Source organism: Eubacteriaceae bacterium Marseille-Q4139 (assembly GCA_018223415.1).
GTDB lineage: Bacteria > Bacillota > Clostridia > Lachnospirales > Lachnospiraceae > CABSIM01.
Map to the genome: position 1 here is coordinate 2,025,720 of JAGTTQ010000001.1, position 18,270 is coordinate 2,043,989.

Annotated in this window: 15 protein-coding genes; 14 read left to right on the plus strand and 1 reads right to left on the minus strand. The window is 48.2% G+C overall.

The window, feature by feature from the left end; all coding sequences use genetic code 11:
* Positions 1-15: 15 nt before the first annotated feature.
* The 11 genes from KE531_09585 to pyk all read left to right on the plus strand — a co-directional run bounded on the left by KE531_09585 (position 16) and on the right by pyk (position 13,517).
* Entirely contained in the window at positions 16-2,100 is a 2,085-nt protein-coding gene (locus tag KE531_09585) for a hypothetical protein (GenBank protein MBR9953861.1), read from the plus strand.
* Positions 2,101-2,135: 35 nt separating this feature from the next.
* Positions 2,136-3,110, plus strand: coding sequence for a glycosyltransferase family 2 protein (locus KE531_09590; protein MBR9953862.1), 975 nt, complete (start codon positions 2,136-2,138; stop codon positions 3,108-3,110).
* Positions 3,100-3,738 (plus strand): nitroreductase family protein, encoded by a 639-nt coding sequence (locus tag KE531_09595; GenBank protein ID MBR9953863.1) that lies wholly within the window; start codon positions 3,100-3,102, stop codon positions 3,736-3,738. The genes KE531_09590 and KE531_09595 overlap by 11 nt, the downstream gene beginning before the upstream one ends.
* Positions 3,739-3,752: 14 nt before the next feature.
* Complete coding sequence (locus KE531_09600; protein ID MBR9953864.1) at positions 3,753-5,378, plus strand: hypothetical protein; 1,626 nt, start codon at positions 3,753-3,755, stop codon at positions 5,376-5,378.
* Positions 5,375-6,307, plus strand: coding sequence for a hypothetical protein (locus KE531_09605; GenBank protein ID MBR9953865.1), 933 nt, complete (start codon positions 5,375-5,377; stop codon positions 6,305-6,307). Before KE531_09600 ends, KE531_09605 begins: the two co-directional genes overlap by 4 nt.
* Positions 6,304-7,473 (plus strand): nucleotide sugar dehydrogenase, encoded by a 1,170-nt coding sequence (locus tag KE531_09610; protein ID MBR9953866.1) that lies wholly within the window; start codon positions 6,304-6,306, stop codon positions 7,471-7,473. Before KE531_09605 ends, KE531_09610 begins: the two co-directional genes overlap by 4 nt.
* Positions 7,474-7,509: 36 nt before the next feature.
* Complete coding sequence (locus KE531_09615) at positions 7,510-9,255, plus strand: phospho-sugar mutase (protein ID MBR9953867.1); 1,746 nt, start codon at positions 7,510-7,512, stop codon at positions 9,253-9,255.
* Complete coding sequence (locus tag KE531_09620; protein ID MBR9953868.1) at positions 9,255-10,187, plus strand: class I mannose-6-phosphate isomerase; 933 nt, start codon at positions 9,255-9,257, stop codon at positions 10,185-10,187. Before KE531_09615 ends, KE531_09620 begins: the two co-directional genes overlap by 1 nt.
* Positions 10,188-10,601: 414 nt before the next feature.
* A complete protein-coding gene (locus KE531_09625; GenBank protein ID MBR9953869.1) occupies positions 10,602-11,345 on the plus strand; it encodes a glycosyltransferase family 2 protein in 744 nt (247 codons plus the stop codon).
* Positions 11,346-11,686: 341 nt separating this feature from the next.
* Complete coding sequence (locus tag KE531_09630) at positions 11,687-11,929, plus strand: helix-turn-helix domain-containing protein (protein MBR9953870.1); 243 nt, start codon at positions 11,687-11,689, stop codon at positions 11,927-11,929.
* A gap of 580 nt (positions 11,930-12,509) precedes the next feature.
* Complete coding sequence (gene pyk / locus KE531_09635) at positions 12,510-13,517, plus strand: pyruvate kinase (protein MBR9953871.1); 1,008 nt, start codon at positions 12,510-12,512, stop codon at positions 13,515-13,517.
* A 103-nt stretch (positions 13,518-13,620) separates the two neighbouring features.
* Here pyk and KE531_09640 read toward each other — a convergent pair whose 3' ends face one another.
* Positions 13,621-13,959: a hypothetical protein gene (locus KE531_09640; GenBank protein ID MBR9953872.1), complete on the minus strand. Its 339-nt coding sequence runs from the start codon at positions 13,957-13,959 to the stop codon at positions 13,621-13,623.
* Positions 13,960-14,347: 388 nt separating this feature from the next.
* Here KE531_09640 and KE531_09645 point away from each other — a divergent pair, with 388 nt between their 5' ends.
* Genes KE531_09645 through dnaB form a run of 3 tightly spaced genes read left to right on the plus strand, consistent with a single transcriptional unit; the run spans position 14,348 to position 18,203 of the window.
* Positions 14,348-16,393 carry a DHH family phosphoesterase gene (locus tag KE531_09645; GenBank protein ID MBR9953873.1) on the plus strand — a complete coding sequence of 682 codons (2,046 nt, stop codon included), beginning with the start codon at positions 14,348-14,350 and terminating at the stop codon, positions 16,391-16,393.
* Between the two features lies 1 nt (position 16,394).
* Entirely contained in the window at positions 16,395-16,841 is a 447-nt protein-coding gene (rplI, locus tag KE531_09650; GenBank protein ID MBR9953874.1) for a 50S ribosomal protein L9, read from the plus strand.
* A 27-nt stretch (positions 16,842-16,868) separates the two neighbouring features.
* Positions 16,869-18,203: a replicative DNA helicase gene (dnaB, locus tag KE531_09655; protein ID MBR9953875.1), complete on the plus strand. Its 1,335-nt coding sequence runs from the start codon at positions 16,869-16,871 to the stop codon at positions 18,201-18,203.
* The last annotated feature ends 67 nt before the right edge of the window (positions 18,204-18,270 follow it).

Sequence of the window (18,270 nt, forward strand, 5' to 3'; positions counted from 1 at the left end):
ACTGGGAGGGCAGGCGTGGAAAAAAAGCAGATAGGTAAGATAGTAGGTACGATAATAATGTCCGCATGTGTCTTGGGATTATACTTATGGCACGTTAGAAGCTTTTCGGCCTTTTATGTCTTAGATGACGAGTTTGGCTATTGGAGTAATGGAGCATTACTAGCGGGATATGACTGGTCTGGAACGCTGCGCGGAGTTGCAAATTATAGTTATGGCTATGGCTTTTTATTAGCACCAATTATTAAAGTCTTTGATACTCCGGAATTGGCATATCAGGCAGCGATTGTACTAAACAGTATTTTGGGAATAGTAACATTTGGCATTATTTTATTGTGCTTTCAGGAATTGTATTCTCAGGTAAAGTATTATAAAAGGCTTTTTATTGCAGCGGCAGTTTGTTTGAATTCTAACTATATTGTAAACACACATATTGCTTGGAGCGAAACACTGCTTAATTTATTGATTTGGGTATTGATTTATTTGTTGATTAAATTTTTCCAACAAAAGAAAATGTCATACTTAATACTGGCATCAATATGCTGTGTTTTTTCGCTAATGGTTCACACAAGGATGATAAGCATTGTTTTATCATTTTTATTTATTGTTATAGTGGCTTTAAAAGAGAAAAAAATTGATGTCAAGAAACAGGGATTATTTTTCCTCATTTTTGTTGGAGAATTACTCATATGGTACTTATTAAAGTCTTATTTTAAAGAGACCTTGTGGGGAAACAATGCTGGTGATGTGAATGATTTTGCCGGAGAATTGCAAAAAATAGCCGGCTTATTTACATCAAAAGGTATTATCAATTTTGGCATGATAATCTTAGGCCAGCTATTGTATTGTGGTGTATCAACCCTTCTATTATCATATTTTTGTCTTTTTTATGTTATTTGCAGAATATATGATGTGCTTAAAAGGAAGCTACAAAAATTGTCTACGACAGAGTATCTATTTGCTTTTCTGTTGGTCTGCTTAAGCATTACAGTATGCATGGGTAGTTTGGCATTAATAAATGCCAATCGAATTGATCACTATATTTATGGTAGATATATTGAATTGATAATAATTCCGATTATAGGTTTGAGTTCGTTGGAAATATTTTGTGTTAGTCCAATAAAGTATAAAAGTAATCTTGGAAGTTGCAGTGTGATTGCCTTTATTTGCAGCGGTTATTTGATCGGATACAAAATATTAAAAGAAGGCGCCTCAAAATATTCAATAGCCTGTTCAAATGCAATATTTAGTTTTATTGATGAAGATAGTTTGAATATTGATAAAATGCTCTTCACGGTCATTGCTTTGTTTCTTTTGCTAGCAGTTATTCGATACTTTTTTAAACGAAGATATATTTATATAGTTGCTGGTGTAATTGCCTTCTACGGGGGATTTAATGCGTTGAGGAGTATAGATGCTGCTATTGTTCCTGTGCATAAAAATTACTCCAGAATATATAGTCTAGTAGGGGATGTACAAGATGAGCTAAACGATAAAACAATATATTTTTTGCTAGATAACAAAGACTATTGGGGGAAAAGTACCTCTAAAGCTATATTTCAAATGGCAATGAAGGATAAAAAGATAATAGCAAAAACCGTTGAAGAATTGGAACAAGAGACAGGTAACTACTATTTGCTGGGTTCAAATGCGTCTCCATTTCTAGAAAGACCAGGTGGGCTAACAATAAAACATTCCCTAGGAAATTATTTTGTATGGGAAAAGGGAAGTGGCGTGAATAATCATATAGATATTAGTTTAAATTCTTTTTCTAGTCAAAATCGTAATACAGAAATAGAGGACAAGTTTATTTCTAACGGAGAAAAGGGATTTTTGCTGTATGGCCCATATTATATATTAGAGCCATCTAACTACAAAGTAAAGCTGAATGTTAAAGTTATAAATGGCGAGCAGGAAAATTCAAAAGGATATTTTGAAGTGGTAAGTGGCTCAACAATATTGGGAAGAAAAGATATTATAAATTCTGGAATGATTATGCTTGATTTTTGCTTAGAAGAAAGTCTCCCTAATATTGAATTGCGTTTGTATATTGACGAGGGGGCAATTTTTGAAGTTACAAATGTAGAAATGTATAAAGGTTAAACATTATTTACTGTTGCGAAAAAAGGAAAAAAGAAATGAAATTAATTATTCAAATTCCCTGCTACAACGAAGCAGAAACCCTGGAAATCGCTCTCAATGCCCTCCCCAAACATATCGACGGCATTGATACAATCGAATATCTCATCATCAACGATGGCAGTAAGGACGACACTGTCGAGGTGGCCAAAAACTGGGGTGTCCATTATGTTGTGAACTTCCGACGCAACAAAGGCCTCGCCAAAGGCTTCATGGCAGGACTGGATGCCTGCCTGCGGAACGGTGCCGATATCATCGTCAATACCGACGCGGACAACCAGTACTGCGGCGACGATATTGAAAAACTGGTTCGTCCAATCTTGGAAGGCAAAACGGACATCGTCATTGGTGAGCGCCCCATTGACCAGACCGAGCATTTCTCTCCGCTCAAGAAAAAACTCCAGCATTTCGGAAGCTGGGTTGTCCGCAAGGCGTCTAATTCCGATATCCCGGACGCCCCAAGCGGCTTTCGGGCATACAGCCGCGAGGCGGCCATGAGGCTCAACGTGGTGAATGAATATACATACACGCTGGAAACCATTGTCCAGGCTGGACGGGACAAAATTGCGATGACCTCTGTCCCTATTCGTACCAATGGGGAGCTGCGCCCTTCCAGACTTTTTAGCAGCATGTTCGGCTATGTAAAGAAATCTATGCTGACCATTATCCGGGCGTTTATGATGTACAAGCCCCTGCGCTTTTTTACGATCCTTGGGGCGATCCCGCTGGTTCTCGGAGTCCTTCTCGGGATCCGTTTCCTGGTTTTCCTGTTCCAGGGGGCAGGCGGCGGCCATGTCCAATCCCTAATCCTGGCAAGCCTTCTGATTATGATTGGAATCCAAACCGTGATCGTAGGCCTTCAGGCGGACGTGATTGCGGCAAACAGGAAAATCCTGGAGGATATCCAGTACCATGTGAGGGAATTGACGTATGGCGATGCAGGCAAAGAAGGGGAGGAGAAGTATGGAGCTTAAAGAGGCAATCTATGGAAGACGCAGCATACGAAGATATTCTCAGGAACCTGTACCAAAAGATATCTTACTGGAGATTATTCAGGCCGGTACATGGGCTCCAAGCGCATGCAACATTCAAGGCTGGAAGTTCATCATCATTGATGAGAAGGGGAAGTTTGCAAGCATGGTTAAAAATGGTGCTGCTTCTTTCTTAAAAGACGTGAACCAGGCAATCCTGGTGCTCTATGATAATCGTACGGATAACTTAGAATATCAGGATTATATTCAAAGTGCCTCTGCATGCGTTCAAAACATGTTGCTTATGGCATATTCCTTGAACGTAGGGGCTTGCTGGGTGAATTTTTTGCCAACAAAAAAAGTTTTAAGACGAATTTTTTCTATTCCAGATACATATTCACCGATTGCTCTTGTGACGGTTGGATATTATGAGAAAACGCCTGCGATTCAAAAACGTAAACAGGATCTCCGGGAACAGGTTTTTTATAATACATGCACACTGCCGACCGAGAGAAACGGAAGTGGAAAACTGGCGGTGAAACGTGTCCTGCGCCGGTTGTATTTTTGGTTTCCGCTTAAGGCGTTATTAACACCATTCTTGGATAAACATGAAAAGAAATTTGAAAACTAGAGGGTGCTTGAATCATGCAAAAATACATGGATTTTATAAACAAAACGGTTCCCAAAGTGCTGACCCAGGTAGATCGTGATCGCCATTCTCCTACATACGGGTGCTGCGACAGAAATTTCTGGCATTTGAAAATCAGGGACTTTTCTTCTGCCATCCTTCAGCAGACTGGGCTTTCTATTGCCTTGCTTACTACGGTGCCATATCCGGGGAACGTATTTTATGGACGGGAGGACGTAAAGGACTGGGCGAGAGCGTCTGTGTATTATTGGGAAAAAATTCAATTAAAGGATGGGAGTTTTAATGAGTATTATCCGTTCGAACATGGATTTCCGCCGACGGCTTTTTCCTTGTACTCTTCCTGTGAAACATATAAGAGGCTAAATATGGATGAGCCGAAACTGACGGAGGCATTTTCTAGAACCGGGAAGTACTTAGCATCCCATCGGGAAACTGAGGCCTATAATCAGGAAATGGCTTCCATAACCGCATTATATTCTCTTTACACAATAACAAAGGAAAACTGGGTTCTCTCGGCGGTAAATCGGAAACTTCTCCTCCTTCTTGAAGTCCAGTCGGAAGACGGCTTTTTTCCAGAATACGGCGGTGCAGATATTGGATATTTGAGCGTTTTTTTCGATATGATGGCGGAATATTATTGGATGAGCCGGGATGAGCGCGTCTTAAAACCTTTAGAAAAGATACTCTCGTTTCTCTTATTTTTTATTCATCCGGACAGGACAGCCGGTGGGGAATATGGATCCAGAAATACAACGTATTTTCTCCCAAATGGTTTGGAAGTTATGAGGCAGCTGGGGTATCCGGAAGCGGAGGCGGCCAGGGACTGGCTGTTCGAAGATGCAGACAAAACAGGATTTTTTATGGATTCTGTGGATGACCGATATTGCTCTCACTACCTTCTCCATTCTTTTCTAAGAGCTTTGGAAAAGGAAATTCAGGGCGGAGCAACGTGTACAGAAAAAGTGGTTCTGCCTTTTCATGCGGGAAAAAGTACGTATTTTTCAGATGCAGGGTTCTGGAGCCATTCTGAGTGGATAGAAAGAGGAATCCCTGTTTATATGATCGTGGGTGCCCGCAAAGGGGGTGTTCTAAAGCTATATGGCAAAGGAGAGCAGGTGTTCGCAGATTTTGGGTACCGTGTTAATTATGGGAAGGGGAAAATTGCCGTTACGAACTGGCAGGATCCATCCTATATAGTGAAGCAGAAAGGAAACAGCTTGACAGTTTCCGGGCATTTTAACCTGGTAACATTAAAAGTAGGGAGCCCGTTTCTTCATTTGGGCCTTCGTGCTGTTGCTTTTGTGGCAGGAAATAAAATTATTCGTTTTTTGAAAAAGAAGATTATCTTGGTGGACAAGCACACGGATATTGCGTTCCGGCGAAAAATTACCTTTCAAGATGGAGTGCTTCAGATAGAAGATGAAATCGAAAGCCCAAAGCCTGTTTGCCTGGAAGGGGCGGACAGCCCTTCTGTCCGGCATGTGGCCTCAGGAAAGTTTTTCTCTATTTCTGATCTTTGTTTTCATGATTGTAAAAGTTATGGAAACAGTAAGAAATTTTACATAAAGAAGAAATATGACTGTCAATCTGGGCGATTTATAGAGAACGAGGAACTTAAATGAAAACAATAATTTCCATTGCCGGCAAAGCTATTATGGCTATTTCGCTGTTGTTTGTTGTAATTGCTGTTTCAAGGCTGGGACTTGATCCGGAAATGATAACAAGTCCGTTTGCCGCTGCCGCCGGCTGCACATTGGGCATGTTCCTGATTGCTGCTTCCGAGTACTTTATGGCCTGCTCCTGGGGAAACTTGTTAGGAAGCATTGGCGACAGCAAGGTTTCCGGACGGGAAATGTACCGGGTATATTTGAAAGCCAATCTTGGGAAATATCTTCCTGGAAATGTGATGCATTACGTCGAACGGAACTTGTTTGCTGCTAAAGCTGGATTGGATCAAAAAGATGTTCTTGTCAGTTCAATTTTGGAAGTGGCGGGGGTTGCGGCGATGGCGCTGATAATAGCTGCCGTATTTACTTTTGATGAGCTGAAGACAGCTGTCTCTGCTGTCTGGCATCCGCGGCTTCCTCTCCTTTTCGCCTCAGGAATGCTGGTTATGCTGGTTCTGGCGGTTATTGGATGGCTGAAATTTGGAAAAAAATGCAAAGCTCTTATTGAAAGATATTTAAATAGAGCTGTTTTATGCGGATATGCAGTATCCAGCCTCGGCTACATAGCATTTCTTTTGTGCGGAGCCATTACATTGTTGCTGCTTTTTTGTATTTTGTACCCAGGCGCAATGTTTTATATGGAATGGCGGGAAATCATGGCTTCTTATGTGATCGCATGGGTCGTCGGTTTTGTTGTTCCGGGTGCGCCAGGAGGAATTGGTGTCAGAGAATTTTTGCTTTTATACATGCTTCGGGATAAAATTCCCGGAGATACCATAACTGCAACGATTTTGCTGCACCGGTTGTCGACAATTTTAGGGGATTTCTTTGCGTATCTAAGCATTAACATTTTTGATCTGGTATGTAAAAGGAGAATGATATGAAAAAGATCACCATCGCCGGCACAGGCTACGTCGGTCTGTCCAACGCCGTCCTGCTGGCTCAGCACAATGAAGTTACCGCTTTTGACATTCTGCCGGAGAAAGTCGAGCTCATCAACAAAAGGCGTTCTCCCATCGCGGATAAAGAACTGGAAGAATACCTGGCAGAAAAAGATCTGAACCTGAAGGCGACCACCGATGCCAGGCAGGCATTTTCCGGGGCCGAGTTTGTCATCATATCGACGCCAACCAACTATGACCCGGTAAAAAACTATTTCGATACCAGTTCCGTAGAGCAGGTCATCGGCCAGGTGTTGGAGTATGCCCCGGATGCCGTCATGGTTATCAAGTCCACGGTGCCGGTGGGCTATACAAAAGCCATGAAAGAGAAGTTTGGGACAGACCACCTGCTGTTTTCCCCGGAGTTTTTACGGGAGGGCCGCGCCCTTTACGATAATTTATGGCCCTCACGGATCATTGTCGGCGAGCAGTCGGAGCGTGCCCGTGTTTTTGCGGGCCTTCTGGCAGAAGGGGCATTAAAGAAAGAGATTCCGATGCTGTTTACGAATTCCACGGAAGCGGAGGCAATCAAGCTGTTTGCCAACACCTACCTGGCGATGCGGGTGGCATATTTTAACGAATTGGATACATATGCAGAGGTACGGGGATTGGATACAAAGCAGATCATTTCCGGCGTTTCCCTGGATCCACGGATCGGCGATTTCTATAACAATCCCTCCTTTGGATACGGCGGTTATTGTCTGCCAAAGGATACGAAACAGTTATTGGCAAACTACCATGACGTCCCCAATAACATCATGGGGGCAATCGTAGAGGCAAATCGGACGAGAAAGGACTTTATTGCGGAACAGGTACTTGCAAGGAAACCGCAGACAGTGGGGATCTACCGTCTTACGATGAAGTCTAACTCGGACAATTTCCGGCAGTCGTCCATCCAGGGAGTCATGAAGCGGCTGAAGGCTAAAGGGATCGAAGTGGTGGTGTATGAACCGGCGATGAAGGAAGAAGAGTTCTTCCGCTCAAAGGTGATCCGGGATCTTGAGGAATTTAAGGAAATGTCAGACGTGATTGTGGCAAACCGGTGGAGCGAAGAGCTGGAAGACGTGAAGGAGAAGGTATATACGAGGGATATGTATGGAAGGGACTAAAACGTATTAAACATAACTACGGAAAGGAAAAGTCAAATGGAACATAGAGTAACAGTACAGTGGGAACTTTGGAATTCCGAATGCCTGCGAGATTCTGATCTCACCGCCGAACTCGCCTCCCTGTCTCCCCAAACGGACGCTCCCGAGATCGAGGATCGCTTCTACCGTGATCTGGAGTTCGGAACCGGCGGCCTGCGGGGCGTGATTGGCGCAGGCACGAATCGGATGAATGTTTATACAGTGGCGAAAGCCACACAGGGATATTCCAATTACATCAATAAAAATTTTACCGGCCCGTCCGTGGCCATTGCTTATGACAGCCGGTTGAAGTCCGATTTGTTTGCGAAGACAGCAGCGGAAGTGTTTGCTGCCAATGGAATACGGGTTTTTATTTACCCGGAGCTGATGCCCACGCCAGCTCTTTCCTTTGCTGTGCGTGAACTGGCATGCTCAGGCGGAATCGTTATTACGGCCAGCCATAATCCGGCAAAGTATAATGGATACAAGGTCTACGGGCCGGATGGCTGCCAGATTACGACAGAAGCGGCAAAAGCGATCCAAAAAGAGATAGATTCTGTTGACATGTTTCGGGATGTCAAGTATATGCCGTTTGAAGACGGAGCGTCTTCAGGAATTATTTCCTATATTGGCCCGGACACAGTTGATTCCTATATAAAGGCTGTTTCGTCCCAGTCCCTTTGCGGAAAAGAAGAGATGGATCGGAATGTTTCCATCGTTTATACACCGTTAAACGGGGCCGGGTTAAAATGTGTAACACGCTGTCTGAAAGAAAACGGATTTACCAATATCTCGGTTGTGGCAGAACAGGAGAAGCCGGACGGGAATTTTCCAACATGCCCATACCCGAATCCGGAGGTGCGGGAGGCGCTGGAGCTGGGGCTCAGGGATGCCAAGAAATTGGGAAGTGACCTGCTGCTTGCAACAGATCCTGACTGCGACCGTGTAGGGATAGCAGTTCGGGATGGTGAAGATTATGTTCTTCTTTCGGGCAATGAAGTTGGCCTTTTACTTCTGGATTTTATATGCAGAAGCAGGACAGCTCTTGGGAACATGCCGGAGAAGCCAATATTTGTAAAGACCATTGTGACAATGGATCTGGCAAAACAGATTGCGGCAGATTATGGGGTGGAGACGGTCGATGTTTTGACTGGCTTTAAGTTTATAGGAGAGCAGATCGGGCTTTTGGAAAAGAAAGGTGAGGAGAGCCGTTTTATCCTTGGCTTTGAAGAAAGTTATGGGTATCTGACCGGAGGTTATGTCCGGGATAAAGATGCGGTGGATGGCGCTCTTATGATCAGCGAAATGTTCGCGTATTATAAAAGTCTGGGGACAAGCCTTTTGGAGGTGCTGAACGGACTGTATGAAAAGTATGGATACTGTCTGAATACACTTCACAGCTATGCCTTTGAAGGCGCAGAGGGATTTTCAAAAATGCAGGAAATTATGAAACGGTTCCGCGCAGACTATGGTTTCCAGGGAAAGACCTCTCTGACTGGATGGCTTGGGAGAAAAATTCTTTCCGTCAGTGATTTTAAGGAATCCGTAAAGTGGAAAGAAAATGGCAGCCAGGAGAGCATTGATCTGCCGGTTTCAGATGTCCTGAAATATGAACTGGAAGGGAATCTTTCTGTTGTCGTCCGTCCGTCCGGAACGGAACCAAAGCTGAAATTGTATCTTTCGGTCTGTGCAGAGAACAGAGAGGCGGCAGCCGAATTAGAAAGGCAGCTGACTAAAGAACTGGAAATGGTGCTAGAAAGATGATAAAGGAACCTATATTCCTGGAGCCGGTATTTAAGGAGATGATTTGGGGCGGAAACAGGATGCGGGAGGCATTTGGCTTCGAGATCCCCGGTGAGGATACAGGGGAAGCCTGGGTTGTGAGCGCCCATGAACAGGGAGACTGCCGGATTCGGAACGGACGTTTTCAGGGGAAAACTTTGGGCTGGCTCTGGAAAAAGCACAGAGAACTTTTCGGCAATCTTCCTGGGGAGGTCTTCCCACTCCTGGTAAAAATTATTGATGCCAAGACAGATTTGAGCATTCAGGTGCATCCGGACACAGCTTATGCGAGAATTCATGAAAACGGAGCGCTCGGTAAGACGGAATGTTGGTATATCCTGGACTGTGATGCGGACGCCGACATCGTGATTGGACATAATGCCAGAAACCGGGCAGAACTGCGCAGCATGATCGAGGAGAAGCGGTTCCTGGATCTGATCAAGATACGGCCGATTAAAAAAGGAGATTTTTTCCAGATTGAACCGGGAACCGTTCATGCGATCCGAAGCGGAACCATGCTTCTGGAAATTCAGCAGAATTCGGCCATTACATACCGTCTTTATGATTATGACCGTCTCCAGAACGGAAAACCGAGGGAGCTCCACATTGAGAAAAGCATTGATGTGATACGGTGTCCCCATACGGAAAGTGTGCAGAGCCCGGAAATAGAAAGCGGCGATGGTTATATGTGCAAGCGAATGGTTTCCGGAGCTGCCTTTACTGTGGATCAGTGGAGAATTGAAAGCACTGCGCCTTTGGTGCAGAGCCATCCCTTTATGATTGTCAATGTTATGGAAGGCAGGGGTAAGATTGGTGGGATTCCAGTAAAAAAAGGCGACAGTATGATTCTGCCGTATGGATACGGAACTTGTATGGCAGAAGGAAAATTGGAGCTGTTTACATCTTATGTATAAAAGAATATGACGCCGGTGCTTAGAAGTGTGACACTTTCCAGCACCGGCGTTTCATATGGCTAACTTTGTACATTCTCCCATTCCCCACTTGCCAACTCCTCCAATATCCGCTATGATAAAACCACATCGCGGCGCCATCTCCTTCCTTCAGCGTTCAAAGACCTGCTTGCCCTTCCTCAACCAAGCTCCTAACGCTCCAGGAGGCCTCAGAAGCCGCGCAGCATACAAAAACCAAAATCCCTATGTGTTTAAGCTTCCGAGGGTCTTACGGCCCGCACAGAAGCCTCAAAAAGCACATTACCTCTACATGCCCATCGAAAGGCACTCAGATTCCCTCGCATATGGCATTTAACAAAATCAGCTGCGGCGACGGGACTCCTAAAGGCCATCAAGAAAAAATAAGGAGGAACCCCCATGCCGTCACCAACGGTATCCGTCATCATGCCGGCCCACAACGCAGAAAAAACCATCGGTCAGGCCATCGAGTCCGTCCTGCTCCAGACCGTGCCGCTGGAACTCCTCATCATCAACGACAGCTCATCCGACGGCACGGCCGGCGCCGTCCGCCCCTACCTTTCCGACCCTCGGGTACGCTATTATGAAAATCCATCAAATCTGGGCGCCGCAGGGAGCCGGAACCGGGGCGTAAGCCTGGCAGCCGGAGAATTTGTCGCCTTCCTGGATTCCGACGACTGGTGGGCGCCTGGAAAGCTCACAAAGCAGCTTGCCAAAATAGAGGAGACCGGCGCCGTCCTGTGCAGCACGGCCAGGGAGCTGATGCATGCAGACGGCACCTCCATGGGAAAAATCATCCCGGTGCGGGAACGCATCACCTACCGGGATCTTCTGCGCCACAACAGCATCAACTGTTCCTCCGTCCTCATAAGGCGCACCGCCGCGGCCGAATTCCCCATGGAGCATGAAGACAGCCACGAGGACTACATCACATGGCTAAAGGTGTTAAAAAAGTATGGCTATGCCTGCGCTGTCAATGAACCGCTGTTAAAATACCGTCTGAGCATGAAAGGAAAGTCCGGAAGCAAGCTTAAGTCCGCGCGGATGACGTTCAAGGTATATCGGTACATGGGCTTCGGGCTTCTGCGCTCCGGCCTCTGTTTTTTCAGCTACGCCGTGCATGGAATCTGGAAATACCGATAGAATGAAAAAATGCATTGCCAGCAGAAACAAATTTGAGTAAGATAAGAAAAGCAGATTTCGCCCTTTATTCTATACTGCGGCGGAATCTGCTTTTTTTATGGAGCCGGAACATGGAGCGCTCCATGGGCAGACGGTGCGTCAGCGAAGCCCTGCTCTTTGTGAACCAAACAGCCGGATAAAGGGCGGAAAGGCGGTGAAAAATCATATTGTTGTAAAACGATATGGGAAATATTGGAAAAAATTGCGGCTTTTACCTTATATGGTACTAATAGCGTTTCATCTTATATTATACTCATCGCATGAGCTGTAAAACCGTAGTGCCATATTCGGGAGGAACAGTAATGCACGAACAAAAGATATTATCCGAGCGAATTTCGGAACTTTGCAGGCTTCGGGGGATTTCCTATTATGCACTGGCATATAAGTCCAGCGTACCGCTGACGACGTTAATGCATATCATCGACTGCTCAACGAAAAATCCCGGCCTGTTCACCATCAGCAAGCTGTGCAGCGGGCTGGAGATTTCGTTGAAAGACTTTTTTGATTCAGAAAAATTTATCGGAATTGAATACGAATCCGACTGACCCGTTTCCGGAGCCGTTGGCATGTCCCTGTCCGGGCAGGCATCTCTGTCTGCCGCCTGGATGGGGATATTTTTTTGCTCTAAGGGCAGAATCGCATTGCGGCGAAGAGGAAGAATGCCGCTTGTGCGGCCCGCCGCAGGCAGGGAAACCTGCAAACAGCATTCTTTTCACACGGCAGGAAACGCATGCTTTTAGCCTTGTCAGGTAAATTTTGGCATCTGCCCTGAAAAAGAGAAGTGCCCGGATTCCGGCATGACAGACAGCGCAGACGGCAGAATCCGGGAAACAGACAGAAGCGGATGAGTATGAGAGAAGTGAAAACATCGGCCCTCCAGTGCCAGACCACAGAACGTCAGGTGCCGATCATCAGATGCGAAAAAGGATGGGAGTCCAGACAGGTACGCCAAATTCCGCCTCACAGGTGCCAGACCAAAATCTGCGAGACTGCCCGCGCCGGAAGGGAAAGCGGCCGGCCGGCATGTCCGGCACGGCTGGAAAAACCATTGCCGGCGTGATATAGTAATGGAAAAGACATGTCCCTTCGCCCACCCAACCACCCATACGAAAGGAGTCCATTTAAATGCAGTATTACGGTACACTCGGGCCGGCATGCAGCAGCCCTAAGATCCTTGAGGCCATGTTCCGGGCCGGCATGACAGGCGTGCGCCTGAATTTATCCCACGGCGGCCTGGAAGAAAACGGCGCCTGGCTTTCCTTGGTTCAGAAGGCCGCTGCCGGCTGTGCAAAACGGCCGGAAATTTTGATTGATCTGCGGGGGCCGGAGCTCCGCATTGGAAAAATCCCGGAAGAAATTCCTGCACAGGAGAACAGCATTCTCCTCTTTGGCGAGGGAGGCCTCCCCATTCCGGCGCCGTTCCTCTCCCATATAGAGCCGAATGATACTGTGCTCCTCGACGACGGCAGGCTGGAATTCGTCATACAAAAGAACAACGGAAAAACAGCAGAGGCAAGGGTATGCCGCGGAGGCATGATAAAGCCGGAGAAAAGCCTTGCAGTTGTCGGAAAGACAATCCCGATGCCGGCCCTCACAGACAGTGACCGCGAAAACATCCGTCTTGCAGCAAAATACGGCGTCACCGGCGTCATGCAGCCGTTTGTCAGGTCATGCGGGGATCTCATGGAGCTTAAAGAGGCGCTCCGTGCGGCCGGAGCCGGAAATGTCCGTATTTTTGCAAAAATTGAAAATATGCAGGGCGTCCGGAATTTGGAAGAGCTTTTCCCTGCCGCAGACGAAATCGTGATTGCCAGAGGCGACTTGGGGAACGCCATGCCCCTGTGGGAGCTTCCCGGGGTCCAGAAGGAGCTGGCAGCGCGCTGCCGGAAAGCCGGAAAACCGTTCATGGTCGTGACGCAGCTTCTCGACTCCATGGAACGGCAGGCCGTCCCGACAAGGGCCGAGGTTCTGGATATCTGCAATGCCGTTTTAGACGGGGCTTCCTCCCTGATGCTGACAGGGGAGACGGCTGCCGGCAGGTATCCTGCGGCAGCCATGGAATATCTTGTAAAAACAGGGGAAGCGGCGCGAAAAAGCCAGAATCCAATACAGAATACAGAAAAACAGAGATGAGACAGGGTTCTCTCCAAAGCATATTTCAGCAGCAGGACAGACGGGGCAGGACGCAAAAGCGAAGATAATGCCCCGCCTGCAAAAGGATGGAAGATCCGTGCTTTTACGGATCCTTCTGGCGGCTCCAGCGATAAATGGTGGAATTTTCCGCAGGACAGTCAGGAAAGCGGCCGGCAGACGCCCTTTCAATCACATCTCTGGAATATCGTTTGTATGGAATGAAAATGTCGGGAAGTTCCAGGTGAAGGGCCCCGCAGGTTCCGCACTTCAGCCGCCGGAGCAGGAAAACCTGGATTTTTCCGTCGGCCATAATGATGCCGCGCTTCTTGCTGTCACGGACACGAAGCGAACCGCCGCAGCAGGGACAGCACACATTTTCGTCAGAAACAGCATGATAAAGGCCGTCCTTGCATACAATATGGTATTTTTTCATCAAAATCATGGGGACACCTGTCTATCCATGTAGAATTTTGTTGTATCAGTTTTACTTGATAGAGATGTGAAAGAAAATGCAGAAAAGGTGTGGACTTAGAAATTTAATCGCAAAAAACAAATAAAAAGCAATAAAAAGTCGTAATTTATCGTTAGAAGTCGAAAAATGTATGGAGAATGGGCGCGGGCAGGAGAAAGAAAACGGTGGCATAAGCCCATATCCGGGCAGAAAAAGGGGAGAGAAACGGCTGGATGCGTTTGGCTCGGAAAGTCATCGGATTAAAATTTACAAATGCTTTCAATTATGATATACTGTTTCCAAAGCTGTTCAGTTATCGCAGGCATTCCCCTGGATTTTGCCGGCATAGGCTGCCTGCGGGAAATGATAGGAGAAGACTATGAAAGAGGATAAAAAGGTCAAAAATATATTGCAGAAATATATGCAGTGGCCCCTTGTGCTGTCCATCCTGGTGGTGTGCGGAAACGTGGCGGCTGTACTTGTCTCGCCGCAGGCCGGTGCACTGATGGCCGTGTTTACCGTACTCTATCTGGGCTGTGCCGTGTTCCTGTTCTGGTACGGGAGAAAAAGGCTGGCGGCCGGCCTCATTTCCTATGCGGCAGAGTTTACCGGAAGCCAGAAACAGCTTCTGGCGTCGATGGAGCTGCCCTACGGGATCGCCGATACGGACGGAAAAATTCTCTGGATGAACCGGGCGTTTGCCGCCGTGGTGAAGGAGGAGAAAAACGCCAGGAAAAACCTGCCGGCCCTGTTTCCTGAAATTACGAAGGAAGCCCTTGCGGCTGCGGAACACCGGGCGGAGTTCCACTGCGCGTATAAGGAATCCAGATACCATGTGATTGTCAAGCGGTTCCAAATCCGCCTTGAGGACGGCTTTCTGGAAGACGCAGAGCCGTCGGGCGGGAGCGGCGAGGTGTTTGCCGTCTATCTCTATGACGAGACGGAAATCCACGCATACATGCAGGCCATCACCGATCAGAAAATGGTTGCCGGCCTGATTTATCTCGATAACTACGATGAGGTTCTTGAAACCGTCGAGGAGGTGCGCCGCTCGCTTCTCCTTGCGCTAATCGACCGGCGGATCAACAAGTACATTTCCGGCATGAACGGCATCGTAAAGAAGCTGGAGAAAGACAAATATTTCTTTGCCATCAAGCAGAAATACGTGGCGCATCTGGAGGAAGACCGCTTTAACCTCTTAGAAGAGGTGAAAAACGTCAATATCGGAAATGAAATGGCCGTGACCTTAAGCATCGGCATGGGTATGAACGGCGAGACGTATATCCAGAATTATGAGTATGCCAGGACGGCCATCGACATGGCCCTTGGCCGCGGCGGCGACCAGGCTGTCGTAAAGGACGGCGGGAAGATCCAGTATTACGGCGGGAAGTCGCAGCAGCTTGAGAAGACGACCCGCGTGAAGGCCCGTGTGAAGGCCCACGCGCTGCGCGAGCTTCTCGAGACGAAAGACAGGCTTTTAATCATGGGCCATAAGATCGGCGACATCGACTCTTTCGGTTCGGCCATCGGTATGTACCGGATCGCCACGGCCCTCAATAAAAAGGCCAGCATCGTCATCAATGAGGTGACGTCGTCCGTCCGCCCGATGATGGACCGGTTCGTGGAAAACAGCGATTATCCCGACGACTTGTTTTTAACCGGCGACGAGGCGGCGGAGACTGTGGACGGGAATACGGCGCTTGTTGTGGTGGATGTGAACCGCCCGAGCTTTACGGAGGCGCCGGAGCTTTTGAAGTTAGTAAAAACCATCGTCGTCATCGACCACCACAGGCAGTCCAGCGAGGTGATCTCAAACGCTACGCTTTCCTATGTGGAGCCCTACGCTTCTTCGGCATGCGAGCTGGTGGCGGAGATTTTACAGTATGTGGCTGACAGCATCCGCATGAAATCGGCGGAGGCCGACGCCATGTATGCCGGAATTGTCATTGACACCAACAATTTCAAGAGCCAGGCCGGCGTAAGAACCTTTGAGGCGGCCGCGTTCTTAAGGCGGAACGGCGCCGACGTGACAAGGGTGCGGAAGCTGTTCCGGGATAAGATGGAAGACTACAAGGCCAGGGCGGAAGCCGTCCGCCAGGCCGAGGTGTTTGAAGGCTCCTTCGCCATCAGCGTCTGCCCGTCGGAGGGCGTGGAAAGCCCGACGGTCGTGGGCGCACAGGCGGCCAACGAGCTGCTCAACATCGTGGGGATCAAGGCGGCTGTCGTCATGACCCCGTATGAAGGAAAAATTTATCTGAGTGCTAGGTCTATTGATGAAGTCAACGTACAGGTCATGATGGAGAAACTGGGCGGAGGCGGCCACAGGACCATAGCCGGGGCACAGCTTTCCGGCGTGACCGTGGAAGAAGCCAAGGAAAAAATCAAGGACATCATCAGGGCGATGCAGAAGAAAGGGGATTTTTAATATGGAAATCGTATTGTTGGAAGATGTAAAGGCTCTCGGAAAAAAGGGCCAGATCGTTAAAGTAAATGACGGCTACGCCAGAAACTTCATTCTTCCGAAGAAGCTTGGCGTGGAGGCGAATGCCAAAAACTTAAATGACTTGAAGCTTAAAAAAGCCAATGAAGAGAAAGTAGCCGCGGAACAGCTTGCTGCCGCAAAGAAGCTGGCCGCAGAGATGGAAGAGATGAGCGTGACAGTCTCTATCAAGGCCGGTGAAGGCGGAAGGACGTTCGGTTCTGTTTCCACAAAGGAAATTGCAAAAGCTGCCATGGAACAGCTTAAGCTGGATATTGACAAGAAGAAAATGGTGCTCCCGGAGCCGATCAAGAGCCTCGGCGTCACGGAGGTGCCGGTGAAGCTCCACAAAGATGTGACGGCGGCGCTCCGCGTGAAAGTCGTGGAGGCGTAACGGGAGATACAAAGAGAGGTTTGACAGATGGATGAAGCGCTTATTAAGCGGGTCCAGCCGCAGAGCATAGAAGCGGAACAGTCGGTGATCGGTGCCATGTTGATGGATCGGGAGGCGATTATCGCCGCTTCGGAGATCGTCGTGGCCGATGATTTCTACCAGCGCCAGTATGGCGTGATGTTTGAAGCCATGGTGGAGCTGTTCAATGAAGGAAAGCCGGTGGATCTGGTGACGCTTCAGGACAGGCTGAAAGAAAAGGATGTGCCGCCGGAGGTGTGCAGCCTGGAGTTTGTCCGGGACATTATGGAGACGGTGCCCACCTCGGTCAATGTGCGGTCCTATGCGGAGATCGTCCATGAAAAGGCGGTCATGCGCCGGCTGATTCGGATTAACGAGGAGATTGCCAATAGCTGCTATGCCGGAAAAGAAAGGCTGGAGGATATTCTGGCCGATACGGAAAAGCAGATTTTCGGCCTGCTCCAGAGCCGGATGTCCGGGGATTTCGTGCCGATCCGCCAGGTGGCCTTAAATGTCCTCGATAAGATCGAGCAGGCGACCCGCTCCAAATCCACTGTGACCGGCGTGCCCACCGGGTTCATCGACCTGGACTACCGGACTTCCGGGCTCCAGCCGTCGGATCTGATCTTGATTGCGGCCCGCCCATCCATGGGAAAAACGGCCTTTGTCTTAAACATTGCCGATTATATCGCCGTCCGCAGGCAGAAAACATGCCTGATTTTCAGCCTCGAGATGTCGAAGGAGCAGCTTGTGAACCGTATGCTTGCCATGGAGTCCAACGTGGATTCCCAGAAGCTGCGGACGGGTACCCTGACGGATGCCGACTGGGACGCAGTGGTGGAGGGCATTGCCACCATCGGAAATTCCAAGCTGGTGATCGACGACACGCCTGGCATCTCCATTATGGAGTTGCGCTCCAAGTGCAGGAAAATCAAGCTGGAGCACGGTCTCGATATCGTCATGATCGACTATCTCCAGCTTATGACGGGAAGCGGAAAGACCAGCGACAACAGGCAGCAGGAGATCTCAGAGATTTCCCGTTCCTTAAAGGCTCTGGCAAGGGAGTTAAATGCGCCGGTGATTGCGCTGTCGCAGCTTTCCCGTGCATGCGAGACGCGAACCGACCACCGTCCGATGCTCTCAGACCTTCGTGAGTCCGGGGCCATCGAGCAGGATGCGGACGTGGTTATGTTCCTATACAGGGACGATTATTACAACAAAGATACGGACACGCCCAATGTGGCGGAGGTCATCATCGCAAAACAGAGGAACGGCCCCATCGGGACCGTGAACCTGGGCTGGCGGCCGGAGCTTACGCGGTTTGTCAACATGGCGAGAGAATAACCAAAGAAAAATTTTACGACTGCGATACGAATGAAAAAGCCTGGAATTCTCAAAAGAGGGAATTCCG

What these genes read in the sequence shown, in the direction of transcription:
- rplI (MBR9953874.1), top strand. Translation starts at nt 16,395, where the DNA reads ATGGAAATCGTATTGTTGGAAGATGTAAAGGCTCTCGGAAAAAAGGGC.
- KE531_09640 (MBR9953872.1), bottom strand. Translation starts at nt 13,959, where the DNA reads ATGATTTTGATGAAAAAATACCATATTGTATGCAAGGACGGCCTTTAT.
- KE531_09630 (MBR9953870.1), top strand. Translation starts at nt 11,687, where the DNA reads ATGCACGAACAAAAGATATTATCCGAGCGAATTTCGGAACTTTGCAGG.
- KE531_09615 (MBR9953867.1), top strand. Translation starts at nt 7,510, where the DNA reads ATGGAACATAGAGTAACAGTACAGTGGGAACTTTGGAATTCCGAATGC.
- KE531_09645 (MBR9953873.1), top strand. Translation starts at nt 14,348, where the DNA reads ATGAAAGAGGATAAAAAGGTCAAAAATATATTGCAGAAATATATGCAG.
- KE531_09605 (MBR9953865.1), top strand. Translation starts at nt 5,375, where the DNA reads ATGAAAACAATAATTTCCATTGCCGGCAAAGCTATTATGGCTATTTCG.
- KE531_09590 (MBR9953862.1), top strand. Translation starts at nt 2,136, where the DNA reads ATGAAATTAATTATTCAAATTCCCTGCTACAACGAAGCAGAAACCCTG.
- KE531_09600 (MBR9953864.1), top strand. Translation starts at nt 3,753, where the DNA reads ATGCAAAAATACATGGATTTTATAAACAAAACGGTTCCCAAAGTGCTG.
- pyk (MBR9953871.1), top strand. Translation starts at nt 12,510, where the DNA reads ATGCAGTATTACGGTACACTCGGGCCGGCATGCAGCAGCCCTAAGATC.
- KE531_09595 (MBR9953863.1), top strand. Translation starts at nt 3,100, where the DNA reads ATGGAGCTTAAAGAGGCAATCTATGGAAGACGCAGCATACGAAGATAT.
- dnaB (MBR9953875.1), top strand. Translation starts at nt 16,869, where the DNA reads ATGGATGAAGCGCTTATTAAGCGGGTCCAGCCGCAGAGCATAGAAGCG.
- KE531_09625 (MBR9953869.1), top strand. Translation starts at nt 10,602, where the DNA reads ATGCCGTCACCAACGGTATCCGTCATCATGCCGGCCCACAACGCAGAA.
- KE531_09610 (MBR9953866.1), top strand. Translation starts at nt 6,304, where the DNA reads ATGAAAAAGATCACCATCGCCGGCACAGGCTACGTCGGTCTGTCCAAC.